Origin of the sequence: Pacificispira spongiicola, from assembly GCF_012926505.1 — a bacterium.
Lineage (GTDB): Bacteria > Pseudomonadota > Alphaproteobacteria > UBA8366 > Aestuariispiraceae > Pacificispira > Pacificispira spongiicola.
Genome location: NZ_JABBNT010000004.1, coordinates 104,144 through 129,197, shown reverse-complemented (window position 1 = coordinate 129,197; position 25,054 = coordinate 104,144). Strand labels below are relative to the sequence as shown.

Sequence of the window (25,054 nt, the reverse complement as noted above, 5' to 3'; positions counted from 1 at the left end):
GGCCGGCCTTTCTTTCGACAAAGCGTGCTATTCAGGGCGTATTATTAGGAGCGGTCCGGTCATGACGTATATCGGCGAAAATTCCCAGCTCTTCGGTGCCAACGAAACCTATATTGCCGAGCTTTTCACGAAATGGGCACTCGACCCCAGTTCCGTAGATCCGAGCTGGGCGACCTATTTCGAAAGCCTGGAACCCGGCGAGGTCTTACTGGAAGACGACCACAAGGGCCCCAGTTGGACCCGTCGACGGACCGCCGTTCTGGGCCAGGGCGACAGCGCCAGCAGCCAAAGCCTGTCCGACGCCCTGTCCGACCCGGACCGCAACCAGGATTCCATCCAGCAACTGATCGCGGCGCTGAAGGGCGGCACCCCGGCGGCGAGCAGCGATCAGATCCGTCAGGCGACACTGGATTCCATCCGCGCCCTGATGCTGATCCGCGCCTATCGCATGCGCGGCCATATGGAAGCGAAGCTGGATCCGCTGGGCCTGGAAAACCGGGGCAACCATCCGGAACTCGATCCCGCGACCTACGGGTTCGACGAACGCGATATGGATCGCCCGATTTTCATCAACTACTATCTGGGCCTGGAATCGGCGACCCTGCGCGAGATCGTGAAAATCTGCCGCCAGACCTATTGCGGCAATATCGGCGTTGAATTCCTGCACATTCAGGACCCGGAAGAAAAATCCTGGATTCAGGAAAAAATTGAAAGCAGCCGGAATCGGAAGGACTTCACCGATCTTGGTCGCAAGACGATTTTCGAACGTCTGACCAGTGCCGATATGTTCGAAACCTATCTCGACACCAAATACCGGGGCACGAAGCGGTTCGGCCTGGACGGGGGCGAAAGCCTGGTGCCGATGATGGAACAGATCTTCAAGCGCGGCGCGCAGCTGGGGCTTGAGGAAGTCGTTCTGGGCATGGCCCACCGTGGCCGCCTGAACGTGCTGGCCAACATCATGAACAAGCCCTATTCGCAGATTTTCGCGGAATTCGAGGGCATGTCCTCCAATCCGGATTCAGTCATGGGCTCCGGCGACGTGAAATACCATCTGGGCACGTCCGCCGACCGCGAATTCGAAGGCAAGACGGTCCATCTGTCTCTGACGGCCAATCCCAGCCACCTGGAATGCGTGAATACCGTCGTTCTGGGCAAGGTCCGGGCGAAACAGCATCAGCGCGGCGATGCCGAACGCGAAAAGGTCATGGGCCTGCTGCTGCATGGGGACGCGGCCTTCATCGGCCAGGGCGTCGTGGCGGAAACCTTCCTGTTGAGCCAGTTGGACGGCTATGCCACCGGCGGCACGATCCATATCATCATCAACAACCAGATCGGCTTCACCACGGCGCCGAGCAAGTCCCGCTCCTCGCCCTATCCGTCGGATATGGCGAAGACGGTCGATGCGCCGGTCTTCCACGTGAACGGCGACGATCCGGAAGCCTGCGTCCATGTTGCGCGACTGGCGATGGAATACCGCCAGAAGTTCAAGAAAGATGTCGTTATCGACATGTGGTGCTATCGCCGCCACGGTCATAACGAAGGCGACGAGCCGATGTTCACGCAGCCGGCGATGTACAAGCGCATCAAGACGCATCCGCGGACCCGCGAGATCTACGCGAACCGCCTGCAGGAATTGGGCGTTCTGGACGCCACCGCCTGCGAGGATGTCCGCAAGGATATCCTGAAGGCGCTGGACGACAGTTACGAAACGGCAAAGAGCTTCAAACCGAACAAGGCCGACTGGCTGGAAGGCAAATGGGCCGGCCTGTCGATTGCCGAGGACGGGGCGCGGCGCGGCCATACCTCCGTCGACATGGATCTGCTGAAGGAAGTCGGATATGCGATTTCCGAAGTTCCGAAGAATTTCACGCCGAACCCGAAGATCGCCCGGCAGTTGGAAGCCAAGCGCCAGATGATCGAAACCGGGGAAGGCATCGACTGGGGCACGGCGGAAGCGCTGGCCTTCGGGACGTTGCTGTGCGAGTCCACGACGATCCGTCTGTCCGGCGAGGATTGCGAGCGCGGCACCTTCTCCCAGCGTCACGCGGTCCTGATCGATCAGGACAACGAAGGCCGCCACATCCCGCTGAACAATATCCGACTGGGCCAGGCCCCGTTCGAAGTGATTGACAGCCCGCTCAGTGAATTCGGGCTGCTCGGCTTCGAATACGGCTACGCCTCGGCGGAACCGCATGCCCTGGTGCTGTGGGAAGCGCAGTTCGGCGATTTCGCGAACGGTGCGCAGGTCATCATCGACCAGTTCATCGCGTCGGGCGAATCCAAATGGCTGCGCATGTGCGGTCTGGTGATGCTGCTACCGCATGGCTATGAAGGTCAGGGGCCGGAGCATTCCTCCGCCCGTCTGGAACGCTATCTGCAACTGTCCGCCGAGGACAACTGGCAGGTTTGCAACATCACCTCCCCGGCCAACTACTACCATGCTCTGCGCCGTCAGGTTCGCCGGAATTTCCGCAAACCGCTGATTCAGATGACGCCGAAATCGCTGCTGCGACACAAGGCCTGCGTCTCGGCCTTGTCGGAATTCGGGCCGGGCACGACCTTCCACCGCGTGTTGTGGGACAATGCGGACGGATCAGGCCGTCTGGCGAAGGACGAGGATATCCGCCGCGTCGTTATCTGCTCCGGCAAGGTCTATTTCGACCTGGAAGCGGAACGCGATGCCCAGGGTATCAAGGATGTCTATATCCTGCGCCTGGAACAGATTTACCCGTTCCCGTTCCACGCGATGGGTAAGGAACTGTCGCGCTTCCCGAACGCGGAAATCGTCTGGTGCCAGGAAGAACCGGAAAACAACGGCGCTTGGTTCTTCGTCGATCGCCGGATCGAACGGGTACTGGAAGATATCGGCCACAAGCCGGCGTCGCGTCCGCGCTATGTCGGCCGTGTCGCCGCGGCGTCCCCGGCGACGGGTAGCGCCAAGCGTCATGCCATGGAACAGAAGGCCCTCGTCGATGAGGCGCTGACCGTTCCGACGAAGGGGCGGTCTGTTCCGGCAAAGAGCACAACCGCGAAAACGGTGACGAAAACGGCCGCTGCGAAGAAGGCCAGTCCGAAAAAGGCGGCGGCAAAAAAAACGGCTGCGAAAAAAGCGGCTGCGAAAAAGAAGTAAGCGTTAGGTAATTCATAAGGAAACGGTGCCTAGGGTACCGACAATTGGCGAAGGCCCAAAAGGCGAGAGGATATCATGGCGACGGATGTAACGGTGCCGACGCTCGGCGAATCGGTCAGCGAAGCGAGCGTGATCCAGTGGTTCAAACAAGTCGGCGACGCTGTCGGCAAGGACGAAGCCCTGGTCGAACTGGAAACCGACAAGGTAACCATCGAAGTACCGTCCCCGGTCGCGGGGGCATTGACGGAAATCGTCGCCGGAGACGGCGCCGAAGTCGAAGTCGGTGCCTTGCTCTGCCGCATCACAGAAGGTGCGGCAGGCAATGAATCGCCGAAAGCGGCGGACCCTGCCCCGGCCAAAGCCGCCGAACCGGCCCCCGCGCCTGCAGAAAAGGCACCCGCCGCCGCACCGGCTGCGGCGACCGGCGTTTCCCCGGCCGCCGCGAAAATGGCTGCGGAAGCAGGCATCGATCCGTCCAAGGTCGCACCCAGCGGCCCGAAGGGCACGGTGCTGAAGGAAGACGTCCAGGCCGCGAAATCGGCCCCGGCGCCTGCCGCGAAGGCTGCCGCCCCGGCCGCCGTCGGCGGACCGAAGCCGGCCACGCCGACCTATGACGCCATGCCGGAACGCAATGTCGATCCGCGCGGTGAAGAACACGTCAAAATGTCGAAACTGCGCAAGGTCATCGCGACCCGCCTGAAGGAAGCGCAGAACACGGCGGCGATGCTGACCACCTTCAACGAGATCGACATGGGTCCGATGATGGCGGTGCGCAACGACTACAAGGACAAGTTCGAAAAGAAGCACGGCGTGAAGCTGGGCTTCATGTCCTTCTTCGTGAAAGCCGCCGTCGCCGCGCTGCAGGAACTGCCGGCGGTGAACGCGGAAATCTACGGCGATCAGATCATCTACAAGAACTACTACGACATCGGCATCGCCGTCGGCACGCCGCAGGGTCTGGTGGTTCCGGTCCTGCGCGACGCCGACAAGAAAAGCTTCGCCGAAATCGAAGGCGCGATTGCCGATTTCGGCCGCCGTGCCCGTGACGGCAAGCTCAGCATGGCCGAAATGCAGGGCGGCACCTTCACCATCACGAATGGCGGTGTCTTCGGCTCTCTGCTGTCGACCCCGATCATCAATCCGCCGCAATCGGGCATTCTGGGCATGCACAAGATCCAGAAGCGCCCGGTCGTGAATGCGAAGGGCGAGATCGTCGTCGCGAACATGATGTATGTCGCGCACAGCTACGACCACCGCATCATCGACGGCCGCGAGGCGGTGACCTTCCTCGTTCGTCTGAAGGAAATGCTGGAAGACCCCGCGCGTCTGCTGATCGACGTGTGATCGGTTTCCCACGGGATTTGGAAGAGGCCCCTATCGCGGGGCCTCTTTCGTTTTTTTCATACCGTAAGGCACTGGTGTTTAATCCCAGGCTCGGATTGAAGGGTTCGTGTGAACAAGGCAAGCTAAGGTCACAGAAAGGCGCATTTCCCTTCTTATGGCTGACAGTATCCCGACGACCGCCCCCTCTCCCTTGCCCCACCCCTTCCTGTCCGGGATGCGGGACTGTATCGGCGTTCCGGCACTGGGCCTGGGACTGACCATGGTCGGGTTCGGGGCGATGTGTCAGGATGCCGGGCTGGAGCTATTACCGGCGGTCGGGATCACCGGGTTGGTCTGGGGCATCGCCGGTCAGGTCGCGCTGATCGAAATCCATTCCGGCGGCGGTGGGCTGGTTGCGGTCTTCGTCGCCGTGGCCTTGGCCAATCTGCGCATGCTGCCCATGGCGGTGACGGGCCTGTCCGCCGTTCTGGGTAACCGGCGCATCCCATATCTGGGGCGGCTGGCGTTAATGCAGGCCATGGCGATCACGTGCTGGGTACAGATGATGACCCGCGCGGATCATGTCCCTCCACCGCAGCGGGTGACCTATTACATCGGTTTCGCATTGACGCTGTTCATGGCCGGTTTGATCGGCACCGCAACGGGCCATGAACTGGGCCGGGTCGTGCCGCCGGCCGTGCTGACCGTGACGATCTTCATGACGCCGCTGTATCTGCTGTTGCTGATTTCCGGCGCGCGGCAATGGATCAACAGGCTGTCCGTCGCGTTCGGCGTCGCGATCGGGGTCGGTCTGTTCCCAACGCTTGGGGATTGGGCGGTCATCGCGGCCGGACTTGTCGGAGGAACGATCGCCTTCCTGATATCGCCCAAATTGTTCCCCGAGCGGGATACAGACCAATGACCGATGACCCGGCACTCTGGTCCGCCATCGTCATCGGCGCATTGGGCACATTCGTCTGGCGCTTTCTGGGTGTCACCATCGCCAGCCGAGTGCGGGCCGACAGCCCCCTGTTCGTCTGGATCGGCTGCGTTGCCTATGCCATGGTCGCCGGATTGATGGCGCGGGTATTGTTGATGCCCGGCGGCGATATCGATCTGGTATCCATGGGCTGGCGCGCGGCGGCCTTCCTGGTCGGATTCGTGACCTGGTTCCTGACGCGCAAATCCGTGCCGCTCGGGTTGCTCGGCGGTGTCGGCGCCTATGCGGGGATCGTCGCCGCCGGACTTTAAAGAACGATCGAGGAGGGGAGCATGCTGCACTATCCGGAATCCTTCATCACCGCATTGCAGGCCATCTGGGGCGACGGGTTCCTGTCGCCGGGCGGTCCGGCGGAAGTCGCGACGATGCTGACCGGGGTCGACCTGTCCGGCCTGTCGGTTCTGGATATCGGCTGCGGTGTCGGTGGCATCGATTGCCTGTTGGTCCGGGAGCATGGGGCGAAACATGTCATCGGCATCGATGTGGAACCGCAACTGGTGGATCACGCGAAAGCCCGTGTGGCACGCGAAGGCCTGACCGATCGGATCGATATCCGGCTGGTCACGCCAGGGCCCCTACCGTTGGAAGATGCGTCCATCGACGCGGTATTCAGCAAAGACGCGATGCTGCACATCCCGGACAAGGCTGGAATTTACGCCGAAATCCTACGCGTGTTGAAACCGGGCGGGCTGTTCGTCGCCAGCGATTGGCTGCGCGGCGGGGCGGATGACAGGACCGTCCCCGACATCTTGGTGGAATGGGGCGCGGCAATGGGGTTGGATGCGGCTTTTTTCACCCCCGCCATGACCGAAAAGGCGCTGACCGCCGCCGGATTTTCCGATGTCCGCGTGAACGACCGGCATGCCTGGTATCATAAGGAAATCGAGAACGAGGCCGCCATGGTAACCGGCGACGGCTTCGACCGTCTGGTCGCCGCCATCGGCCGGGACGGCGCGGAAAACCGCGTCGAAAGCTATACCTTAAGGCAACGCGCGGTAGACGAGGGCGCGTTGCGCCCGACGCATCTTTTCGGTCGGAAACCCGGCTGACGGACGGTTACCGCACGACCCGAACCGGCGGAGCGCTGAGCATGCCGCGAGGCGCGGTCAGAAGCCCGATCCCCCCCACTTTCTTTTCCAGACCCGCCACGATGCCCGCCGCTGTCTTGTCCATCAGATAGGGCGAAAAATCGCCGGATCGGGCAGCCTCCATCAGGGCGTCCCAGGGGGAGGCCGGTTCCGGCAGGATCTTCAGTTCCAAGGCCGCAGTCGTATCCAGGGTCAAAAGACGCCGAACCGCATTCAACGCCGTATCGTAACCGCCCAATTCGTCGACCAGGCCGACGTCCTTCGCCGCCGCCCCAGTCCAAACACGCCCACGCGCGGCCGCATCCAGGGCCGCCGCGTCAAGGCCGCGCGCCGCGGCGACCTTGCTGGTGAAATCGGTGTAAACGAAGTCGATGGACCGCGCGAAGCGTTCCTTTTCGTCCGCGTCGAAGGGCCGATTCATACTCCACATCCCGGCATTGCGACCGACGGCGATCTGTTCCCAGTTCACGCCCAGCTTGTCCCACAGCGCATTCGCGTTGAACTTGCCGCCATAGACACCGATGGACCCGGTAATCGTCGATTCCCGCGCAACGATATGATCCGCCGCGACACTGACGAAATAGCCGCCGCTGGCCGCCATGTCGCCCATGCTGACCACCACCGGAATGCCCGCATCCCGAACCATCTGCACGGCGTTCCAGACCTCGTCCGACGGACCATAAGCACCGCCGGGACTGTCGACGCGCAACAGCACGGCGTCGTAGCCGCCGTTGGCCGCAATATCTTCCAGTTCCAAGGTCAGGCCGGTCGCATCGAATCCGGTCTCGCCGAACGGGTCGGACCCATCGACGCCGATTGGGCCGATCCCGAACAGGACCGCGACATGGGCCTCCGCCGGTTGATCCTGCCGATCCGCCAGGGCCGCGCGAACCAAGGGCACCTCAACCCAGTCCGGCATACCGCCGACCTGTTCATCCACCCAGGACTCGAACGCCCCAGCATAGTCCAGCCGATCAATTAGACCGACCGACACGGCCTCTTCGGCCAGGAAAGGGCCGGTATCGACAAGACGGCGCACCACATCGTCGCGCAAACCGCGATCCGCCGCGATGGACCGGACCGCCGTATTCAGCATGCCTTGCGCAAGATCGGTCAGGGACTGCCGGACCGGTTCGGACATCCCCGCACGGGTCATCGGGTCCGCACCGCCCTTAAATTCATGGCGTTGTTCGAATTCCGCCTCGACTCCCAACTCATCCAGACCGTCCGCGAAATACGGGACTTCCAGCGCTACACCGGTCAGCCCGACCATGCCCGACGGCTGCATCCAGACCTTATCGAAGGCGGCGGCCAGCATGACCTCCGGCGTTCCGTCGCCCAGTGCGGCGAGGTCGTAGGAATAGGCATAGGCTTTCTTACCCGACGCCCGGAAGCGACGGATCGCATCCGCCAATTCTTCCGCCCGGGCGAAGCCGAGAGGTTCCTCGCCGAGATAAACGGCGATTGCCTTGATTTCCGGTGCGGCGGCGGCGGCCTCTATCGTCTGCACGGTTTCCAGTAGGGTTGCGGGCGGCACCGGTTCGAACAACGGCTTCGTCGCGTAATATTCCGGGATCGTCCCGTTCCAGTCCATGGTCAGAACCGCGCTATCCGGCAAATCCGGGGCGCGATCGCGCACCGATGCGGTGAACGCAACCACGGCGAGAACCGTAACAAGAACAAGCGCACCGGTCCCGGCGCACAACCACAGCAGAATTTTTCCGATCAATCGCATGGCTGGACTATGCCCATTGTCCCCGAAATGGTCTACCATTGAGTTGGGGGGCCGGACGGATCGCGCCGCAGGTCGTTAACAAACATTTCCAGGCATCGATTGCATTCATGCCCGAAACTATGGAATAACCCATGCGATGAGCGCTTCCGGCACCCAGCAAAAGCCCAGTTCGGCAAAAAACGTTTCAATCCTGTTCGGTGAACCGGAAGCCGGATTGCGTCATGCCCTGCGCGCGGCCCTGAACCGCGAAGGCTTCAGTGATGTCCGTGACTTCGACAAGGCCGATCCTGTTCGCGAGGCCTTGGCCAAGGGCGAGCCGGATCTGCTGTTGATCGATTCGGAGATGGACGAGGGCGAGGCCGACGCGCTGATCACCGAAGTGCGGCACAACCGATTGGGCAAGAATCCCTTCATTCCGGTGATCGTGACGATCTGGGAGCCGACACGCGAATTGGTGCAGCGGGTCGCCTCATCCGGTACCGACGACATGCTGGTCAAACCGCTTAGCCCGGCCCAACTGTTTGATCGCATCCGGGCGCTGGTGAACAACCGCAAACCCTTCGTCGTGACCAGCGATTATATCGGTCCCGACCGCCGCAAGGATCTGGAGCGCGAGAGCAATATCCCGACGATCGAGGTTCCGAACACGCTGCGGGCGAAGGTGAAGGGCGAACCGATCAACCGCGGCAATATTGACTCGCTGATCCAGGAAGCGCAGCGCGATATCAACGATCAACGACTGAAACGCAACGCCTTCCAGATCGGATTTCTGGTCAATCTGCTACTGCCGGAATTCGCGAAAATGGAAGTTACCGACGAGCGTATCCAGTCCGTCGACCGCCTGATTCAGGTGTCCCGCGATACGGGCGAGCGAATGAAGGGGACGGAATACGAACATGTCAGCAGCCTGTGCAGCACCATGATCCGGGTCGCGTCGTCCATCAGCGACGCCATCACATTGCCCGACGAAAAGGATATCAGCCTACTGAAACCGCTGTCGGAGGCGATTGTCGCGGCCTTCAACCCGCACGATTCCGCCGTCGATATCGCGTCGCAGATTTCCAGCGCCGTTTCGACCTACGAATCGAAAAAGCAGAAAAACTAGTTTCCCTACTGCTACGGCAGGGTCACGACGGCAGGCGTACCCGCGCCCGCAAGCCGCCATGCGGGGAATCTTCCAGGATGATGTCGCCGCCATGGGTCCGCGCCACATCGCGGCTGATGGACAAACCCAACCCGGTGCCGCCGGTCATCGGATTGCGGGACCGGTCCAGGCGATAGAAGGGTCGGAAGGCATCTTCGCGCTCTTCCTCAGGAATGCCGGGGCCGTTGTCGTCCACCAAGACCTCGATGGACGCCCCACGGCGACCGGCCTGGACCCAAACCTGGGTGCCATAGCGCGACGCATTGGCGATCAGATTGTCGATACAGCGCCGGAAGGCGTTCGGCTTCAGCCAGGTGACGATCTTCCCTTCAACATGGCAGTCGATCGCGATGCCACCGGCCTGCCATTTCGAAGCAAGATCCGACACAAGCTCCGACAAGTCGCATTCGACGGATTTCTCGCCACCCTCACCGCGCGCGAAGGTCAGATAATCCTGGATCATCTTTTCCATCTCGACGACATTCGCGCCCAATTCCGCCGCTTCCGGCCAATCGCCCAGCATCGCGAGTTGCAGTTTCATCCGGGTCAACGGCGTGCGCAGGTCGTGACTAACGCCTGAAAGCATATCCGTGCGCTGCCGGATCTGACGGCGGATTCGTTCCGACATCAAATTGAAGGCATGGGCGGCCTGTCGGACTTCCAATGCACCTTCGGGCTTGAAGTCCTTTTCCGGTTCCCGGCCCTTGCCGAAACTTTCCACCGCCCGGGCCAGCCGCCGGATCGGACGAACCTGATTGCGCATGAAGATCGACGCGATCGCAAACAGGACAAGGGACGTCCCCACCATCCATAAAATGAAGATATAGGTGCTGGAACTGAACAGCCGGTTTCCGGGCACGACAACGGTCAGCACCGCGTCCTTCAATTGGACGTTCAGAACGATCTGTTTACGGAAAGAGGAACTGTCGATCACGAAGGGCCGCTTCACCCGTTCGTCCATCGCACGGGCCAGCAAGGTGTCCAGAAGACCGCTGATTTCCTGTTGTTCGTTGGCCAGGATTTCGCCGGGATACAGAACTGCGTCCAGTTCCATATTCTGTTTCACGGTCAGCAGGATCGCATCTTTTTCATCGGGATGACGGCGCAATTGTTCGATCGTATTGGCGATATCCCCGGCCACGCCGGTCGCCAAGCGCCATGTCACCGTATCCCAATGCCTGTCATAGAAAATCCAGGCGGAGACAAGCTGCAACAGAACCAGCGGCATAACGATGATCATCAAGGCCCGACCAAACAGCGTTTTCGGCAACACGCTTTTGATCGCGAGACGGATCGACCGGAAGGTCGACCCGATCGGCCCCAGACCTGAAGGGCTCTTACCGGAGCGGCTCACACCGGATTGGCTCATCCGTCGGGCCTCAAAACATAGCCGCGCCCGCGGACGGTTTGCAGGTAACGCGGCAGTTTCGGATCGGGTTCGACCTTCCGGCGCAGGCGCGTCATCTGAACGTCGACCGCGCGGTCGCCACCGTCGATTTCCAGCACGCGGGTCAGTTCCTCGCGGCTCATGATCCGACCCGGCTCCCCACCCAACAGTTTCAACAGGGCGGTTTCCGTCGTCGTCAGCCGGATCGGCACATCGTCTTGTAGCAATAATTCGCGGCCCAGATCGAAAATCAGGCCGCCCAGCTTGATCACGGCGGACCGTTTGGGTTCTTCCGGCGCGGGCACGCGGCGCAAAATCGAATGAATGCGCAGGACCAGCTCACGCGGTTCGAACGGCTTCGGCAGATAGTCGTCGGCCCCCGCCTCCAACCCCTGAATGCGGTCCCCCGTTTCCCCCATCGCGGTCAGCATCAGGATCGGCACGCCGGTTTCACTCCGGACGGACCGCGCCAATTCATAGCCGCTTTCCCCCGGCATCATCACGTCCAGGATCATAAGGTCGAACACCATGCCCGACATTTTCTGACGCGCATCGGCGGCGTCTTCCGCCTGGGTGACCCGGAATCCCTCGCGCGTCAGATAATCGCGCAGCAGCGTCCGCAGGCGCGCGTCGTCATCCACCACGAGGATATGCGTGTCGTCCATCATCCGATCAGTATAGACAGCGCCGCGCCGCAAAAAAATCGTTCCGTGAGGATGCTTGGTAATCGGCGTCGAATGGTGTAGGCCCTGAACCGTCATTCATCGAACGGCGACGGGCATGGTTAGCACCCCCAACTCCCCCCAATCCGGATTTTTCTGGAAGCCGCTTCTCATCACGGCACTAGCCCTGCTGGCCGTCCGGATCGGCGTCCTGCTGCTAACGCCGCTGACCCTGCAAGGGGATGAGGCGCAGTATTGGACATGGTCCCGCGACATCGATTTCGGGTATTACTCGAAACCGCCGCTGATCGCTTGGGCCATCGGGTTTTCGACTTGGCTGTTCGGAAATGCGGAATGGGCCGTCCGGCTGCCGTCCTGCCTGTTCCAGATCGCGACCGGCCTTGTTCTGGCCATGCTGGGCCGACGCTTGTTCGACGACCGCACCGGTTTGTGGGCCGGGATCGTCTGGATGACCCTGCCGGCGGTGGCCTTCTCTTCCCTGCTGATGTCGACCGACGCGCTGCTGCTGACCTTCTGGGCGTTGGCGCTGCTGCAATGGGACCGGCTGGTGAAGGGTGGCGGCTGGGCGGATGTCCTGGTGCTGGCTATCGCCTTCGGCTTGGGCCTCAACGCCAAATACGCGATGAGCTATTTCCTGCTCTGCGCCGCGCTTCACCTTGTGATCAGCCGCGAGGCTCGCCGGGGACTCCTGACCAACGCCTTGAAGCCCATTGTCGGCTTCGTCCTGGGCGGCACGATGATCCTGCCCAATGTCTGGTGGAATGCGGCTCATGGCTGGGCCACGGTCGGTCATACGGCGGACAATGCGAACTATCAGGGAATCGTCCTGCATTTCGACAAGTTCGGGGAATTTCTGGGATCGCAGTTCGGGGTGTTCGGTCCGATCCTGTTCGCCGCCTTTATACTGTGCCTGCCCTGGACGCGGCAGCGGATCGCCGCATTGACCGCGGAGCGGAAATTCCTGATCGCCTTTTCGGTGCCGATCCTATTACTGGTCTGCGGCCTGTCGCTGATGTCGCGCGCCAATGCCAACTGGGCGGCGACGGCCTTCCCGGCAGCGACCTTGCTGACAGTCCATGTCTTGATGTCCCGACCGGTCTGGATCAAGGCGTCGGTGGCGCTGCATGTGGCCGTTGCCCTACTACTATACGGCGCTGTGGTGATGCCCGATGCGTCGGTCCGCCTATTGGGCCGCGATCCGTTCAAGGCCATTCCCGATTGGACCGACGTCGCACGGGAGGTTGAGGCAGCGGCGCAGGCCAGCGGCACATCGGTCCTGTTGTTGGACGACAGAATGATCACGGCCAGCTTGTCCTATGCCTTACGGGACCGGCCGTTGATCCTGCGTGCCTGGAACCACGACGCAAAGATCGACCACCATTACGAAATGGCGTGGCTGTATCGACCGCAGGACGACGGCGACCGCGTGCTGCTGGTGACGCCGCACGGTGTCGACGCCATCGTCGATGCCTTCGATCAGGCTACCGTCCTGCCGCCGATCACCCTGCATGGCCGGGCCGGTCGGGACAGGACATTGGAACTGCGACTTTTGGAAGGGGCGAAGCAATGACGGGCAATTGGTCCACCATGGGCATGCTGAATATCTGTCTGGGTATCGGTGTTCTGCTGGCGTCGATCTTCCTGCCCTTCCCGGAAATCGACCTGCACGCCGCGGCGCTTTTCTACAAGGGCGGCAACGATTTCTGGCTGCGCTTCACCGCCTTCAACGCGTGGAGCAACGATTTCCTGCGCCCCGCCATCGGCTGGGTGGCGGGATTCCTGCTGATCTATTTTCTGTTCCGTTGGGCGACGATCCCGCTGGCCCGCATCAAGGAACTGACCCGGCTAGGCTTCTTCCTGTTGTGCATCGTGTTGGCGACGGGCTTCGTCGTGCATGCCGTGTTCAAGGACAATTGGGGCCGCGCCCGACCGAAACATGTCGAAATCTTCGGCGGGACGAAGGAATTCACTCCGCCGCTGCTGATCGCGGATCAATGCGATCGCAACTGTTCCTTCGTGTCCGGCGACGCTTCGCTGGGCTATGTCACGCTGGCCCTGGCGCTGATGGCCGCGCGGCGGCGGAAACTGTGGATCGCCGTGTCCCTTGGGGCGGGATTGGGACTTGGCCTGCTGCGCATGATGAACGGGTCGCACTTCCTTAGCGACATCTTGTTTTCCGGCGTCATCACCTGCGGGTCCGTGTTACTGCTCTATCGCTGGGTGATCGAACGGAAATTGGAAACGGATTTCGCCTTCCTGCAACCTACATGGAATGCTCTGTCCAGCGGCATTGGCGCTTTGATACCGTCTGCAAAGACGGAGGCGTCCAAACACCGCCGCGCGGCATTGCGCAGCCGACTGACCGGTTTGTTCCGCTAGGTGAACGGAAATCAGTCCGTCGTCGGATCCGGAACTTCCAGTTCCGCCCGACGGCGCTTCAGGATGAAGTAGAGATTGCGCAGATAGATGAACAATCCGGTGCTCTGCCCCAGGATAAAGACTGGATCGGCGCGCCAGATGGCATAGGACAACATGACCAGCCCGCCGCCGATGCTGAAATACCAGAAGGCGATCGGGATCACGCTGTCGCGCTTCTTTTCGCTGACGATCCACTGGATGATGAAGCGCATGGAAAACAGCGCCTGACCCAGCAGGCCGATCCCGATCCAGATCATTTCTTCCACGGGAGTCGCCATCAAATTGTCGACGATTTGGTCCAGCCACCCCATCGGGGTCACTCCTCAACTATGGTCGGGCGTTTGGATCGCTTGACCAGCCAATAGACACCGAACAGATCGACCAGTCCGGCAAGGGCCCGTTCCAGGGTTCCGTATTTCGATTTGCCGCGGGGCCGGGCGCGGTGATTGACCCGCTCATACCGCACAGTGAACCCTTCCCGGCCGACGAGCGCCGGCATAAAACGGTGCATATGGTCGAAATAGGGAATGCGCAGGAAGACCTCCCTAGAGACGATCTTCAAGCCGCAGCCGACATCGCGCGCGGTATGGTTCAACAGACCGCGATTGCAGGCATTTGCAACCCGACTGATGAATCGCCGAAAACCGCTATCCTGCCGCTTTTCGCGTTCCCCCATTACCATCCCGATGGTTTCGCCGTCGGCCTGCGCGGCATCGAAGATCGCAACCAGACGCGGCAGATCCGCCGGATCGTTCTGGCCGTCACCGTCCAAGACGCCGATCAGACGACCCCGCGCCGCCAGCACGCCGGTTCGGATGGCACGGCTCTGCCCCGATCGGGTGCGATGCGTCAGGACGCGCAAATTGGGATGATCCGCCTTTGCCTGCGTCAGGGACGCGGGCGTTCCGTCGCGGCTACCGTCATCGACATAGATAATCTCGCACCGGTCCCGGTCCGGAAAGGCCGCCGCGATTTCGGCGATCAATGGGGCGACATTGTCTTCCTCGTCGCAGACGGGAACGACGACGCTGACATTGATTTGCGTAGGGTTCGTCATGGGACCGCAGGTTCATTCGTCGATAACGGGCGCTTCGGAAAGCGAACGGGGTCGGGCTTATCACGCCCGACCCCGAATGGCACGTTCAATATCGCCCTTGTCTTCGGCGGCAACGGAACCGTAATCAGGCAGCGGAGCCGCTGATCAGAGCGGCCTTGTCGGACCCGCGCCGGACTTCCTCGTCATAAGCCTTCATCAGGCTTTCGCAGGTCCGGCCCGGATTGAAATGATAATCGCCGATGGACGCGACCGGCGTCACCTCGACGGCGGTGCCGGTCAGGAAGGCCTCGCTCGCCTTCGCCATTTCTTCCGGCATGATGTGACGCTCGACAACCTCGTAACCCATCTTTTCGGCCAGCGCCTTCACCGTGCGGCGCGTGATGCCGTCCAGGAAGCAATCCGGCTTCGGCGTGTGCAGCTTCCCGTCTTCCATCAGGAAAAAGATGTTCGCGCCGGTCGCTTCCGCGACATAGCCGCGCCAATCCAGCATCAGGGCATCGTGATAGCCTTCGGCTTCCGCCTTGTGCTTGGACAGGGTGCAAATCATGTAGAGGCCCGCCGCCTTGCTGATCACCGGCGCGGTTTTCGGGTCCGGGCGCGCCCAGTCCGAAATCCGCATCTTCAGGCCCGCCATGCGCGCTTCCGGGCTGAAATAGGCGGGCCATTCCCAGGCGGCGATGGCCAGATGGATCGTATTGTTCTGCGCCGACACGCCCATCATTTCCGACCCGCGCCAGGCGATCGGGCGGACATAGCCGTCGACGATGCCGTTATCGCGGATCAGCTCGTTGCAGGCCGCGTCGATTTCTTCGACCGAAAAGGGAATTTTGAAACCCAGAATATCGGCGGATTTGTGCAGGCGTTCGGTATGTTCGGTCAGCTTGAAAATCTCGCCGCCATAAACACGCTCCCCCTCAAAGACGCCGGACGCATAGTGCAGACCGTGGGTCAGGACATGCAGTTTCGCATCCCGCCAGGGCACCAATTTGCCGTCCATCCAGATTGTACCGTCGCGATCGTCGAAGGGAACCAACGCCATTTCCATCACTCCAATGTCTGGGGGCCTTCGTCGATTTTTGCGTCCGACGCCCCGTTTCTCCCGCAAGCTATTGATCAGGCTTATACATTTCAGGAATTCTCCGGCCTTTCCAGGAGAATTGAGAAATTTTATTACCCAAACAACCGGCCAAACGATATGATCGTTTATGCTTGATCGTTGCGGCAAGTAACATCGTGAGGCATATATGTCAATATGACTGACATAAACAGACCGAAACCTCTGTCGCCGACGACTGCCGCCACCGGCCCCCTCTCCGGGTCCGGCCGCGACCGCGGCCGACCGCTCAAGACCGGCAACCCGCTGTTCCTACGCGAAGAGGAATTGCGCCAAGCCATTGAAATGCTTTTCTATGCCTATCGCGATTTCACGGGGGAACCGGACCGTATTCTGGCGGACCGAGGACTGGGCCGTGCCCATCACCGGGTGATCTATTTCGTCGGTCGGTATCCCGGCATGTCCGTATCGGACCTGCTGAATATCCTGAAGATCACAAAGCAAAGCCTCAGCCGCGTGCTGAGTCAGTTGGTCACCGAAGGCTATATCCGCCAGGATCAAGGCACGGTCGACCGACGTCAGCGGCTACTGACCCTGACAGACAAAGGGCAGGAACTGGAACGCCTGTTGACCGAAACGCAGCGCAAACTGATTGCCCGCGCCTTCCGCGCCGTCGGACCGGAAGCCGTTGAGGGGTTCCGCGAGGTCATGCTGGGGATCATGAGCAGCGATGAGGATCGCGCCCGTTTCGGTACCCGCGCGGAATAACCTGCACAACCTATCCAGTTGGCCTATCCAGTCGGGTGAAAATGCCCGAAGATTTTCCGGGCGACCGCATTCGATATCCCGTCGACCTTCTCCAAATCCGCGATCGACGCCCGTGACACGCCCTTCGCCGATCCGAAATACAGCATAAGCGCCTTCTTGCGCTTTGCGCCGATCCCCGGAATTTCGTCCAGCGGGTTGGCGGCCTGTTCCTTCGCCCGCCGCTTGCGGTGCGATCCAATGGCGAAGCGGTGCGCTTCATCCCGCAGGCGCTGGATGAAATACAGGACCGGGTCGCGCGGCGGCAGCAGGATCGGCTCCTCCGTCCCCGGCAGGATGACGCGTTCGCGCCCGGCTTCCCGCTCCGGCCCCTTGGCGACGGCCATGACCGGAACTTCGTCCGCCAGGCCCAATTCCTCCAGCGCCTCCAGCGCCGCACTCAACTGCCCCTTGCCGCCGTCCAGGATCACCAGATCCGGCCAGACGCCGCTGGTCCGTTCCGGATCTTCCTTCAAGGCACGGGCGAAGCGACGCTGGATGACCTCACGGGTCATCGCATAATCGTCCCCGCCGGACGGCACATAAGGCGCCGCCGCGTCGGACAGACCGACCGGCGCGCTGGCCGCCGTCGTTGCCTCGCCGCGAATGTTGAACTTCCGATACTGACCCTTGGTGAAGCCCTCCGGCCCGGCGACGATCATGCCGCCGATGGCCTGACGGCCGGAGATATGACTGTTGTCATAGACCTCGACCCGTTCCGGCGGCGCATCCAGCCCCGCCAGTTCCGCCAGACTCGCGAGCAGACGCCGCTGGCTGGACGATTCCGCGAGACGCCGGTCCAGTGCCTCGCGCGCATTTTCGGCGGCATGTTCGACGGCCTTGCGTCGTCCCCCGCGCTGCGGCACCGCCAGAGCGACGCGACGACCGGCCTTCACCGACAGCGCCTCCACCAGCAGATCCATCTGCGCCGGAGCCAGATTCACGATCACGTCTTTCGGCGGCGGGCGGTTCTCATAAAATTGCCCCAGGAAGCCTGCCAGCACCGTCCCGGCTTCCATCTGCTTGTCGTGGCTGGGGAAATAGGCCCGGTTCCCGTTATTTCGACCGCCGCGATAGAAGAAGACCTGGATACAGCTTTGCCCGCCGCGTTGTTCCAGCGCGACGACATCGGCGTCGCCGACCCCCTCGATATTGATATCCTGACTCGACTGAACCTGGGCCATGGCACGCAACCGGTCGCGCAGCTTCGCCGCCTGTTCGAAATCCAGCGATTCCGACGCCTTCTGCATGCCAGTCGCCAGGGCATCCTTCACTTCCTGGGACCGACCGGACAGAAAGGCCTTCGCCTGTTCGACCGTCGCGGCATAGTCGGTTTCGGAAATGTAGCCGACGCAGGGGGCGCTACACCGCTTGATTTGATATTGCAGGCAGGGGCGGCTGCGCCCCCGGAACACCCCGTCGGAACAGTTGCGCAGCAAGAAGGCCCGTTGCAGCACGTTCAAGGTGCGGTTCACCGATCCCGCCGACGCGAAGGGGCCGAAGTAGTCGCCCTTCACATCCCGCGCGCCGCGATGCTTCACAATCTGCGGATAGGGATGATCGCCGCGGATCAGGATATCCGGGAAGGTCTTGTCGTCGCGCAGAAGAACATTGTAACGCGGCATTAGCCGCTTGATCAGGTTGTTCTCCAGCAGCAGCGCCTCGACCTCGTTGGCGCAGGTGACGAATTCCATCGTGGCGGTTTCGGCGACCATGCGCTGCAGACGGATCGGCAGGCGTTCCGGACGCGAATAGGTCGTGACCCGGCGCTTCAGATTATGCGCCTTACCGACATAAAGGGGTTCGCCGTCCGCCGAGATCATGCGATAGACGCCGGGATCGCTGCCCAGATGCCCCAGATAGGACTTCACCACGGCGGCGCCGCGCGTCAGGCGTCGTTCCGAACCGCCCGCCGCATCGTCGCCGTCCATGCTGACACTGTCTCTATCCGGCATCGCAGGAATGGAATCCAACGCATCCGTCGGTGTTTGGTTCTTTCCAGCCATGGTCTAAACGTCGATGTTGCCGGAGATTCGGTCAAGCGTGGGTACGATCTTTTGCCAAGCACCACTCTCCAAGACTGCGCGATAACCTTTTCCGAGTCTCAACCGGGGCGGGGCGCGGTTAAAACACCCCCCTGATAGAAATCCACCACAGCTGTGGATAAGTTTGTGGGAAAGATGTGATCCAGACCGTCCCCGCCTTATTTCCCGTGGGACTCCATCGCTTTGCCCAAATTTTGACCACAAAACATCACCCCATTGTTTTTAAAGGCTTTTTGAACTGTCAAGTGTGAAAGAACGGTTAAGGTCCAAAAAATCCGACGCCGAGAGACTCCTTAACAGGTAGCAAAAACGACGCGTTAACGACTTGTGCAAAACTAACGTCCGATAGTCGAAATTTCTCCGAAATTTTAGAGATTTACGATGAGTCCTGAAATCTTCCTTCGAAGCGTACCGGAAAAGATTATACTACCATGACAAAACGGTATCAGAGGGCATTCGGCAGGCCTTAACATTTCCGAGTCCGGGTCAACCGCACCCCGATCGAGGCGCAATCCGGATAGACATCCGTCTTGCGGGACGCGACGGTAACGGAAATGACGGTCAACACGTCCAGGCATCGATCCGCAATATCGGAGATCAGCTTTTCCTGCGTTTCGATATGGCCCTGGGCGATCCGGTCCAGAATTGCCGTCCGCAAAAAATCGTAGTCGGTTACGGATTCGATCCGGTCAGCCCCATCCGTCAACGCTTCCGATAGAACAAGGTCGACATCCAGGACCAACCGTTGCGGACCAAGGCGTTCGTGGTCGTGGACACCGATCGACGCCTGGACCTCCATGCCGCGCATTTCGATGGTCCAGTGGTCGCCGGAATTGGAAATTTGGGTCATTTGTCCTCCGGCCCGCGGATATGGGTATCTTGAAACATGACGTCCCGCTGCGACGGGGCGAAGCGTTGCCCGCAATCCACCGGCAGAACCGCCCCCGTAATCGCCGGGGCCCGCGCCAGGAACAGGATCGCCTGCGCCACATCGTTCGGCGTCGTCCCCCTGCGCAGGGGCGTTTGCGGATGCACGGCGTCGAATTGTTCCGGCGTCTGGTCGCCGCTGACCAGGGTCAGGCCCGGCGCGACGGCATTCACCCGGCAGATCGGCGCGAGCTGCATCGCCAGCAAGGCCGTCGAATCCGATAGGGCGAATTTGGATATCGTGTAGGAAAAGAAGTCCGGATTGATATTGAACAGCTTTTGATCCAGCAGATTGACGATGGATCCGGTCGTTCCCTGGTCGCGCAAGGCGGCATGGAAATGCCGCGCGAGATCCAGCGGGGCCAGCAAGTTGGTCGCCATCTGGGTTTCGAAGCCGTCGCGGGTCCAGTCTTCCGCGCTGTCATAATCGAAGCTGGAGGCGTTGTTGACCAGCAGGTCCAACTGGCCCAGCCCCCGTGCGACGGACACGATGTGCTCCGCAGCGCCCGGTTCGCTCAATTCCGCCTGGGCGGTGGTGACGGGCAAGCCCATTGCCGCGATCCGATCCGCCAATTCCCGCGCATCGATCTGGGACCGCTGATAATGGATGCAGACGCCATAGCCTGCCGCCGCCAAGGCCAGCGACACGGCGCGGCCGATCCGCCGTGCCCCGCCGGTCACGATGGCGATCGGTGGCGTGGTTTCGATAGTCTCCGTCATCGGGTCAGCGCCTTCTGCCCTTGGCGGATTTGCGTCCCTTGCCTCGCCCTCTCGGCACCGCTTCCGGTGTTTTCGTGATCAGGCTCGCCGCGATGGCCGGGTCGATAGGCAGGGTGTCGATCGGCATTTCCAGATCGTAGGCTTCCAACCGTTTGATTTCGTCGCGCAGTTTTGCCGCCGTTTCGAATTCCAAATCCGCCGCCGCCGCCTTCATGCGTTCTTCAAGGTCGCGGATGTAGGTCTTCAGATCGATCCCGACCAGATTGCCCTGTTCCGCATCGCCGGTGGAAACCGTCAACCGGTCACGCTCGTAGACGGAATTGAGAACGTCGCCGATGGATTTCTTCACGCTTTCCGGCGTGATGCCATGCGCTTCGTTATAGGCCTGCTGCCTCTCGCGTCGGCGATTCGTTTCCTCAATGGCGTAGGTCAGGCTGTCCGTCATCCGATCGGCATAGAGGATGACGCGCCCCTCGACGTTTCGCGCCGCACGCCCGATCGTCTGAACCAGGGATGTCTTGGATCGCAGATAGCCTTCCTTGTCCGCATCCAGGATCGCCACCAGCGCGCATTCCGGGATATCCAAGCCCTCACGCAGCAGGTTGATGCCGATCAGGATGTCGAATGCGCCCAACCGCAGGTCGCGGATGATCTCGATCCGCTCCAGCGTATCCACGTCGGAATGCAGGTATCGAACCTTCAATCCGGTTTCGGTCATATAGTCGGTCAGGTCTTCCGCCATGCGCTTGGTCAGGGTCGTGACCAAGACACGCTGCCCCTTTTCCGTACAGCTACGGCATTCATCCAGCAGGTCGTCGACCTGATGCGCGGTCGGCCGGATGATACAGACCGGGTCGATCAGTCCCGTCGGCCGGACCAATTGTTCGATGACAACCCCGCCGGTGCGCTCCAGCTCCCAATTGCCGGGCGTCGCGGAGACATAGATCGTTTGCGGACGCATCGCGTCCCATTCCTCGAATTTCAGCGGGCGGTTGTCGACGCAGGACGGCAGCCGGAAACCGAATTCCGCCAGAGTCGATTTCCGCGCAAAGTCCCCCCGGAACATGCCGCCGATCTGCGGCACGGTCACATGGCTTTCATCCAGAACCAACAGCGCATCGTCCGGTAGGTATTCGAACAGGGTCGGCGGCGGCTCTCCGGGATTGCGGCCCGTCAGATAACGGGAATAGTTTTCGATCCCGTTGCAGGCGCCCGTGGCCTCCATCATTTCGATGTCGAAGGTCGTGCGCTGTTCGATCCGCTGCAGTTCCAGCAGCTTCCCGGCGGCTTCGAATTCGGACAGGCGCTGTTTCAGTTCCACCTTGATGCGCTGGATGGCCTGCTGCAGCGTCGGACGCGGCGTCACATAGTGGCTACCGGCATAAACGCGCACGGCTTCCAGCGCCGCCGTCTTCTCCCCAGTCAGTGGGTCGAATTCGTGGATTGCATCGACCTCGTCGCCGAAGAAGGAAACCCGCCACGCGCGGTCTTCCAGGTGCGCCGGAAAGATTTCGACCGTATCACCGCGCACCCGGAAATTCCCGCGTGAGAATCCGGCATCGTTCCGCTTGTACTGCAACGCCACCAGATCGCGCATCAGGTCGCGAACATCCAAACGCTTCCCCGCCTCGATCGGAATGATCATCTGGCTGTAGGTCTCCGGCGACCCGATACCGTAGATGCAGGACACCGACGCGACGATGATGACGTCGTCACGTTCGAACAGGGCGCGGGTCGCGGCGTGCCGCATCCGGTCGATCTGTTCGTTGATCGAGCTTTCCTTCTCGATATAGGTATCCGACCGCGGAACATAGGCTTCCGGCTGGTAATAGTCGTAGTAGGAGACGAAATATTCGACCGCATTGTCCGGGAAGAAGCTCTTCATCTCCCCATACAGCTGCGCCGCCAGGGTCTTGTTCGGGGCCAGAATCAGGGTCGGACGCTGCACCTCCTGAATCGTGTGCGCGATGGTGAAGGTCTTGCCGGATCCGGTCACGCCCAACAGAACCTGATCGCGTTCCGCGTCGCGAATCCCCGAAATGAGATCGGCAATCGCCTTTGGCTGGTCCCCGGCGGGCGCGAAATCGGATTGAATGACGAATCGCTTTCCGCCTTCCGTCAGCGCACGGTCGTATTTCGGCGCGTCGCCCATCAGGAATCCCTGTGGCTCCGCCGGTTTCAAACCCCGGTCGGCCTCGGTCGCCGTATCTGCCGCTTTCGTTTTCGCCATCGTGCTCTGACTATAGGGTCAACAGCCGTATCGTCCAGACCGCCGCAACACCTACTGACACGGCGACCAGCCCGGCGATGCGTAGGCTCCCGGCGGACATCGTCACAATCACCTTCATCATCCGCAACATCGCGTCCGGAAACAGCGCATAAAGCAAGCCTTCGATCACCAGAACCAGCCCGAAAGCCAGTAAAAGCGCGGTTGGAAAATCAACAGTCATCCTGAAACCCGTCCCTTTCGTCGCAGGCGAAACACCACCGTCACGCTTGCAAAAATGCGCCGAATACCGTAGCTAAACTATCCAGAGATTTTAGAAAATCCTTCAGGTTCGCCAGCATTCGACCTGCATTGGAAATCAGGCCGAACGCTCGGTTTCTTGAAGTTCGCGTGGCGGGGCCGCTATTCGGGGGGACGGGGCCATTTCCCTGCAACGACTGACCTTGCGCCGGTTTGCCGGTGTTTTGACGGGTATCTGCCTGATGGCGGGGGCCGCCCTTCCGGCGTATGCGCAGCAATCCGAAACCGCGGCCATGGCCCCCAGCGGCACCGCCCGCCCGGGTCAGGCGACCGCACTCCCGGCGGTTTTGTCGCAACAGGATGCGGCGCTATATCGCGAAATCTTCGATGTGCAGCGGGATGGCGACTGGAAGCAGGCGGACCGCCTGATCGCACAATTGCACGACCCGATTCTGATGGGGCATGTCCTGTTCCAGCGCTATATGCATCCGACAAAATACCGGTCGGCCTATCTGGAACTGAAGGACTGGATGGACGCCTATGCCGATCACCCGGGCGCGGGCCGCATTTATGATCTGGCGCTGAAACGCCGTCCGGCGAATTACAAACACCCGCAGCGGCCGCGCGCGGTCGAACTGCCCAGCCTCGACACGGTGGAAGCCTTCGAAGAGGCCGTCGGCGGTACGGAAACCGAAGCCGACGACAATGTCAGCCGCAAATTTGAAGGTAAGAGCCGTAGCGAACGGTCGCAGATTCGGTCGGTCCAACGTCAAATTCGCAGCCTGGTTCAGCGCGGCAACGTGACCCTGGCGCTCGACCGCCTGATGACGAAATCGAACAAACGCCTGTTCGATCCGGTCAGTTTGGCGGAAAGCCTGGGCGTCGTGGCGCGCGGATATTACCGCTATCACTATGACGACAAGGCCATGGAAGCCGCCGCCGAGGCGGAGAAAATAGCCGGGGACGGCGCGGCCCGTGCCCATTGGTGGGGTGGCCTCGCAGCCTTCCGGAGCCGGAACTGGGACCGCGCGGCGGCGCATTTCCAAGCACTGTCGGTGTCCAATGAGGCGGATGACTGGCTGCGCGCCGCGGGCGGCTTCTGGGCGTCGCGCGCCTATCTGATCGGGCAGCATCCCGAGAAGGTCAGCGTGATGCTGGAACATGCGGCGGAAATGCCGCGGACCTTCTACGGGTTATTGGCGATCCGGGCGCTCGGCCTGACGCCGCCGCTCGATTTCGGCGTGCCGACCCTGGGCGAAACCGAAGTTGAACTGCTGTTCCGCATTCCCGCCGCGCAACGCGCCATCGCCTTGATCGAGGCCGGGCAGACAGAACGCGCGGATGGCGAGTTGCGCCAATTCGTCGACGCCCTGCCGCCCAGCCTGTCGGCGCTGTTGCTGTCGCTGGCCGATCGATCCGGTCTGGCCGATGTCGCCTTCCGGCTTGGCCGGGACATGGAACGGCATCAGGGTATCCAGCTCGACGGCGCGCTCTACCCGGTTCCGGGATGGGAGCCGATGGACGGGTTCAAGATCGACCGGGCGCTGGTCTTCGCCATCGTCCGTCAGGAAAGCCAGTTCCGCGCCCGGGCGACCAGCCGAGCCGGTGCGCGCGGTTTGATGCAGTTGATGCCCGCCACAGCCGGCTTCATGGCCGGGGAACGCTTCGGCGGGGCGGGACAGGCCGCGTTGTACGAACCGTCGCTGAACCTGTCGCTGGGCCAAAAATATATCCGCCACGTCCTGGACCTGGAAGAAATCAACGGCAACCTTCTCTACACCCTGGCCGCCTACAATGCCGGGCCGGGGAATCTGCAACGGTGGCGCGCGAAGATCGATTACGCCAACGATCCGCTGCTGTTCATCGAAAGCCTGCCGTCCCGCGAAACGCGGGCCTATGTCGAACATGTCCTGTCGAATTTCTGGATATACCGCATGCGCCTGAACCAGTCGCTGACAAGCATGGATCAATTGATCGGCGGCGATTGGCCGATCTATGTCCATCAAGACGGCAATGCAATGCTGACGGATCAGACAGCCGTTCCGGTCAGCGCCCAATAAGGCCAAAGG

The 25,054-nt window shown here is 61.3% G+C and carries 21 protein-coding genes; 10 read left to right on the top strand and 11 right to left on the bottom strand.

What is annotated here, in order from left to right; all coding sequences use genetic code 11:
- The first annotated feature begins 61 nt into the window (after positions 1-61).
- The 5 genes from HH303_RS13665 to HH303_RS13645 all read left to right on the top strand — a co-directional run bounded on the left by HH303_RS13665 (position 62) and on the right by HH303_RS13645 (position 6,505).
- Entirely contained in the window at positions 62-3,133 is a 3,072-nt protein-coding gene (locus HH303_RS13665; RefSeq protein ID WP_169625925.1) for a 2-oxoglutarate dehydrogenase E1 component, read from the top strand.
- Positions 3,134-3,208: 75 nt separating this feature from the next.
- Positions 3,209-4,477 carry a 2-oxoglutarate dehydrogenase complex dihydrolipoyllysine-residue succinyltransferase gene (gene odhB, locus HH303_RS13660; protein WP_169625924.1) on the top strand — a complete coding sequence of 423 codons (1,269 nt, stop codon included), beginning with the start codon at positions 3,209-3,211 and terminating at the stop codon, positions 4,475-4,477.
- Between the two features lie 154 nt (positions 4,478-4,631).
- Complete coding sequence (locus HH303_RS13655; RefSeq protein ID WP_169625923.1) at positions 4,632-5,378, top strand: AzlC family ABC transporter permease; 747 nt, start codon at positions 4,632-4,634, stop codon at positions 5,376-5,378.
- Positions 5,375-5,707, top strand: a complete 333-nt coding sequence (locus tag HH303_RS13650; RefSeq protein WP_169625922.1) for an AzlD domain-containing protein — start codon at positions 5,375-5,377, stop codon at positions 5,705-5,707. Before HH303_RS13655 ends, HH303_RS13650 begins: the two co-directional genes overlap by 4 nt.
- 21 nt (positions 5,708-5,728) lie before the next feature.
- Positions 5,729-6,505, top strand: a complete 777-nt coding sequence (locus HH303_RS13645) for a class I SAM-dependent methyltransferase (RefSeq protein ID WP_169625921.1) — start codon at positions 5,729-5,731, stop codon at positions 6,503-6,505.
- A gap of 7 nt (positions 6,506-6,512) precedes the next feature.
- Here HH303_RS13645 and sppA read toward each other — a convergent pair whose 3' ends face one another.
- Positions 6,513-8,279, bottom strand: a complete 1,767-nt coding sequence (gene sppA, locus HH303_RS13640; protein ID WP_169625920.1) for a signal peptide peptidase SppA — start codon at positions 8,277-8,279, stop codon at positions 6,513-6,515.
- A 136-nt stretch (positions 8,280-8,415) separates the two neighbouring features.
- Here sppA and HH303_RS13635 point away from each other — a divergent pair, with 136 nt between their 5' ends.
- Positions 8,416-9,384, top strand: a complete 969-nt coding sequence (locus HH303_RS13635) for a response regulator (protein ID WP_169625919.1) — start codon at positions 8,416-8,418, stop codon at positions 9,382-9,384.
- A 22-nt stretch (positions 9,385-9,406) separates the two neighbouring features.
- On the opposite strand, the gene HH303_RS13630 is transcribed toward HH303_RS13635, so the two are convergent.
- Positions 9,407-10,792, bottom strand: coding sequence for a sensor histidine kinase (locus HH303_RS13630; RefSeq protein ID WP_169625918.1), 1,386 nt, complete (start codon positions 10,790-10,792; stop codon positions 9,407-9,409).
- Positions 10,789-11,475, bottom strand: coding sequence for a response regulator (locus tag HH303_RS13625; RefSeq protein WP_169626335.1), 687 nt, complete (start codon positions 11,473-11,475; stop codon positions 10,789-10,791). Before HH303_RS13625 ends, HH303_RS13630 begins: the two co-directional genes overlap by 4 nt.
- A 115-nt stretch (positions 11,476-11,590) precedes the next feature.
- On the opposite strand from HH303_RS13625, the gene HH303_RS13620 reads away from it, so the two are divergent.
- Both HH303_RS13620 and HH303_RS13615 read left to right on the top strand, forming a co-directional pair.
- A complete protein-coding gene (locus HH303_RS13620) occupies positions 11,591-13,063 on the top strand; it encodes an ArnT family glycosyltransferase (RefSeq protein ID WP_169625917.1) in 1,473 nt (490 codons plus the stop codon).
- Positions 13,060-13,872 (top strand): phosphatase PAP2 family protein, encoded by an 813-nt coding sequence (locus HH303_RS13615; protein WP_169625916.1) that lies wholly within the window; start codon positions 13,060-13,062, stop codon positions 13,870-13,872. The genes HH303_RS13620 and HH303_RS13615 overlap by 4 nt, the downstream gene beginning before the upstream one ends.
- Before the next feature lie 11 nt (positions 13,873-13,883).
- On the opposite strand, the gene HH303_RS13610 is transcribed toward HH303_RS13615, so the two are convergent.
- From HH303_RS13610 to HH303_RS13600, 3 genes are all read right to left on the bottom strand, one after another.
- A complete protein-coding gene (locus HH303_RS13610; protein WP_227421828.1) occupies positions 13,884-14,222 on the bottom strand; it encodes a lipid-A-disaccharide synthase N-terminal domain-containing protein in 339 nt (112 codons plus the stop codon).
- 5 nt (positions 14,223-14,227) lie between these two features.
- Positions 14,228-14,968: a glycosyltransferase family 2 protein gene (locus HH303_RS13605; RefSeq protein ID WP_169625915.1), complete on the bottom strand. Its 741-nt coding sequence runs from the start codon at positions 14,966-14,968 to the stop codon at positions 14,228-14,230.
- Positions 14,969-15,092: 124 nt separating this feature from the next.
- Entirely contained in the window at positions 15,093-16,007 is a 915-nt protein-coding gene (locus HH303_RS13600; protein WP_169625914.1) for a branched-chain amino acid aminotransferase, read from the bottom strand.
- Positions 16,008-16,367: 360 nt separating this feature from the next.
- On the opposite strand from HH303_RS13600, the gene HH303_RS13595 reads away from it, so the two are divergent.
- The gene (locus tag HH303_RS13595; protein ID WP_227421856.1) at positions 16,368-16,790 is read left to right on the top strand and encodes a MarR family winged helix-turn-helix transcriptional regulator; all 423 of its coding nucleotides are present in this window, start codon (positions 16,368-16,370) and stop codon (positions 16,788-16,790) included.
- 23 nt (positions 16,791-16,813) lie between these two features.
- Here the strand turns inward: HH303_RS13595 and uvrC are convergent, their stop codons facing one another.
- The 5 genes from uvrC to HH303_RS13570 all read right to left on the bottom strand — a co-directional run bounded on the left by uvrC (position 16,814) and on the right by HH303_RS13570 (position 22,968).
- The gene (gene uvrC / locus HH303_RS13590) at positions 16,814-18,781 is read right to left on the bottom strand and encodes an excinuclease ABC subunit UvrC (RefSeq protein WP_406611411.1); all 1,968 of its coding nucleotides are present in this window, start codon (positions 18,779-18,781) and stop codon (positions 16,814-16,816) included.
- Positions 18,782-19,337: 556 nt separating this feature from the next.
- Positions 19,338-19,721 (bottom strand): dihydroneopterin aldolase, encoded by a 384-nt coding sequence (locus HH303_RS13585; protein WP_169625911.1) that lies wholly within the window; start codon positions 19,719-19,721, stop codon positions 19,338-19,340.
- A complete protein-coding gene (locus HH303_RS13580) occupies positions 19,718-20,518 on the bottom strand; it encodes an SDR family oxidoreductase (protein ID WP_169625910.1) in 801 nt (266 codons plus the stop codon). Before HH303_RS13580 ends, HH303_RS13585 begins: the two co-directional genes overlap by 4 nt.
- Before the next feature lie 4 nt (positions 20,519-20,522).
- Entirely contained in the window at positions 20,523-22,670 is a 2,148-nt protein-coding gene (gene uvrB, locus HH303_RS13575) for an excinuclease ABC subunit UvrB (protein WP_169626333.1), read from the bottom strand.
- An 88-nt stretch (positions 22,671-22,758) separates the two neighbouring features.
- Complete coding sequence (locus tag HH303_RS13570; protein ID WP_169625909.1) at positions 22,759-22,968, bottom strand: DUF2065 domain-containing protein; 210 nt, start codon at positions 22,966-22,968, stop codon at positions 22,759-22,761.
- A gap of 259 nt (positions 22,969-23,227) precedes the next feature.
- On the opposite strand from HH303_RS13570, the gene HH303_RS13565 reads away from it, so the two are divergent.
- Positions 23,228-25,045: a lytic transglycosylase domain-containing protein gene (locus tag HH303_RS13565; RefSeq protein ID WP_169625908.1), complete on the top strand. Its 1,818-nt coding sequence runs from the start codon at positions 23,228-23,230 to the stop codon at positions 25,043-25,045.
- Positions 25,046-25,054 lie beyond the last annotated feature (9 nt).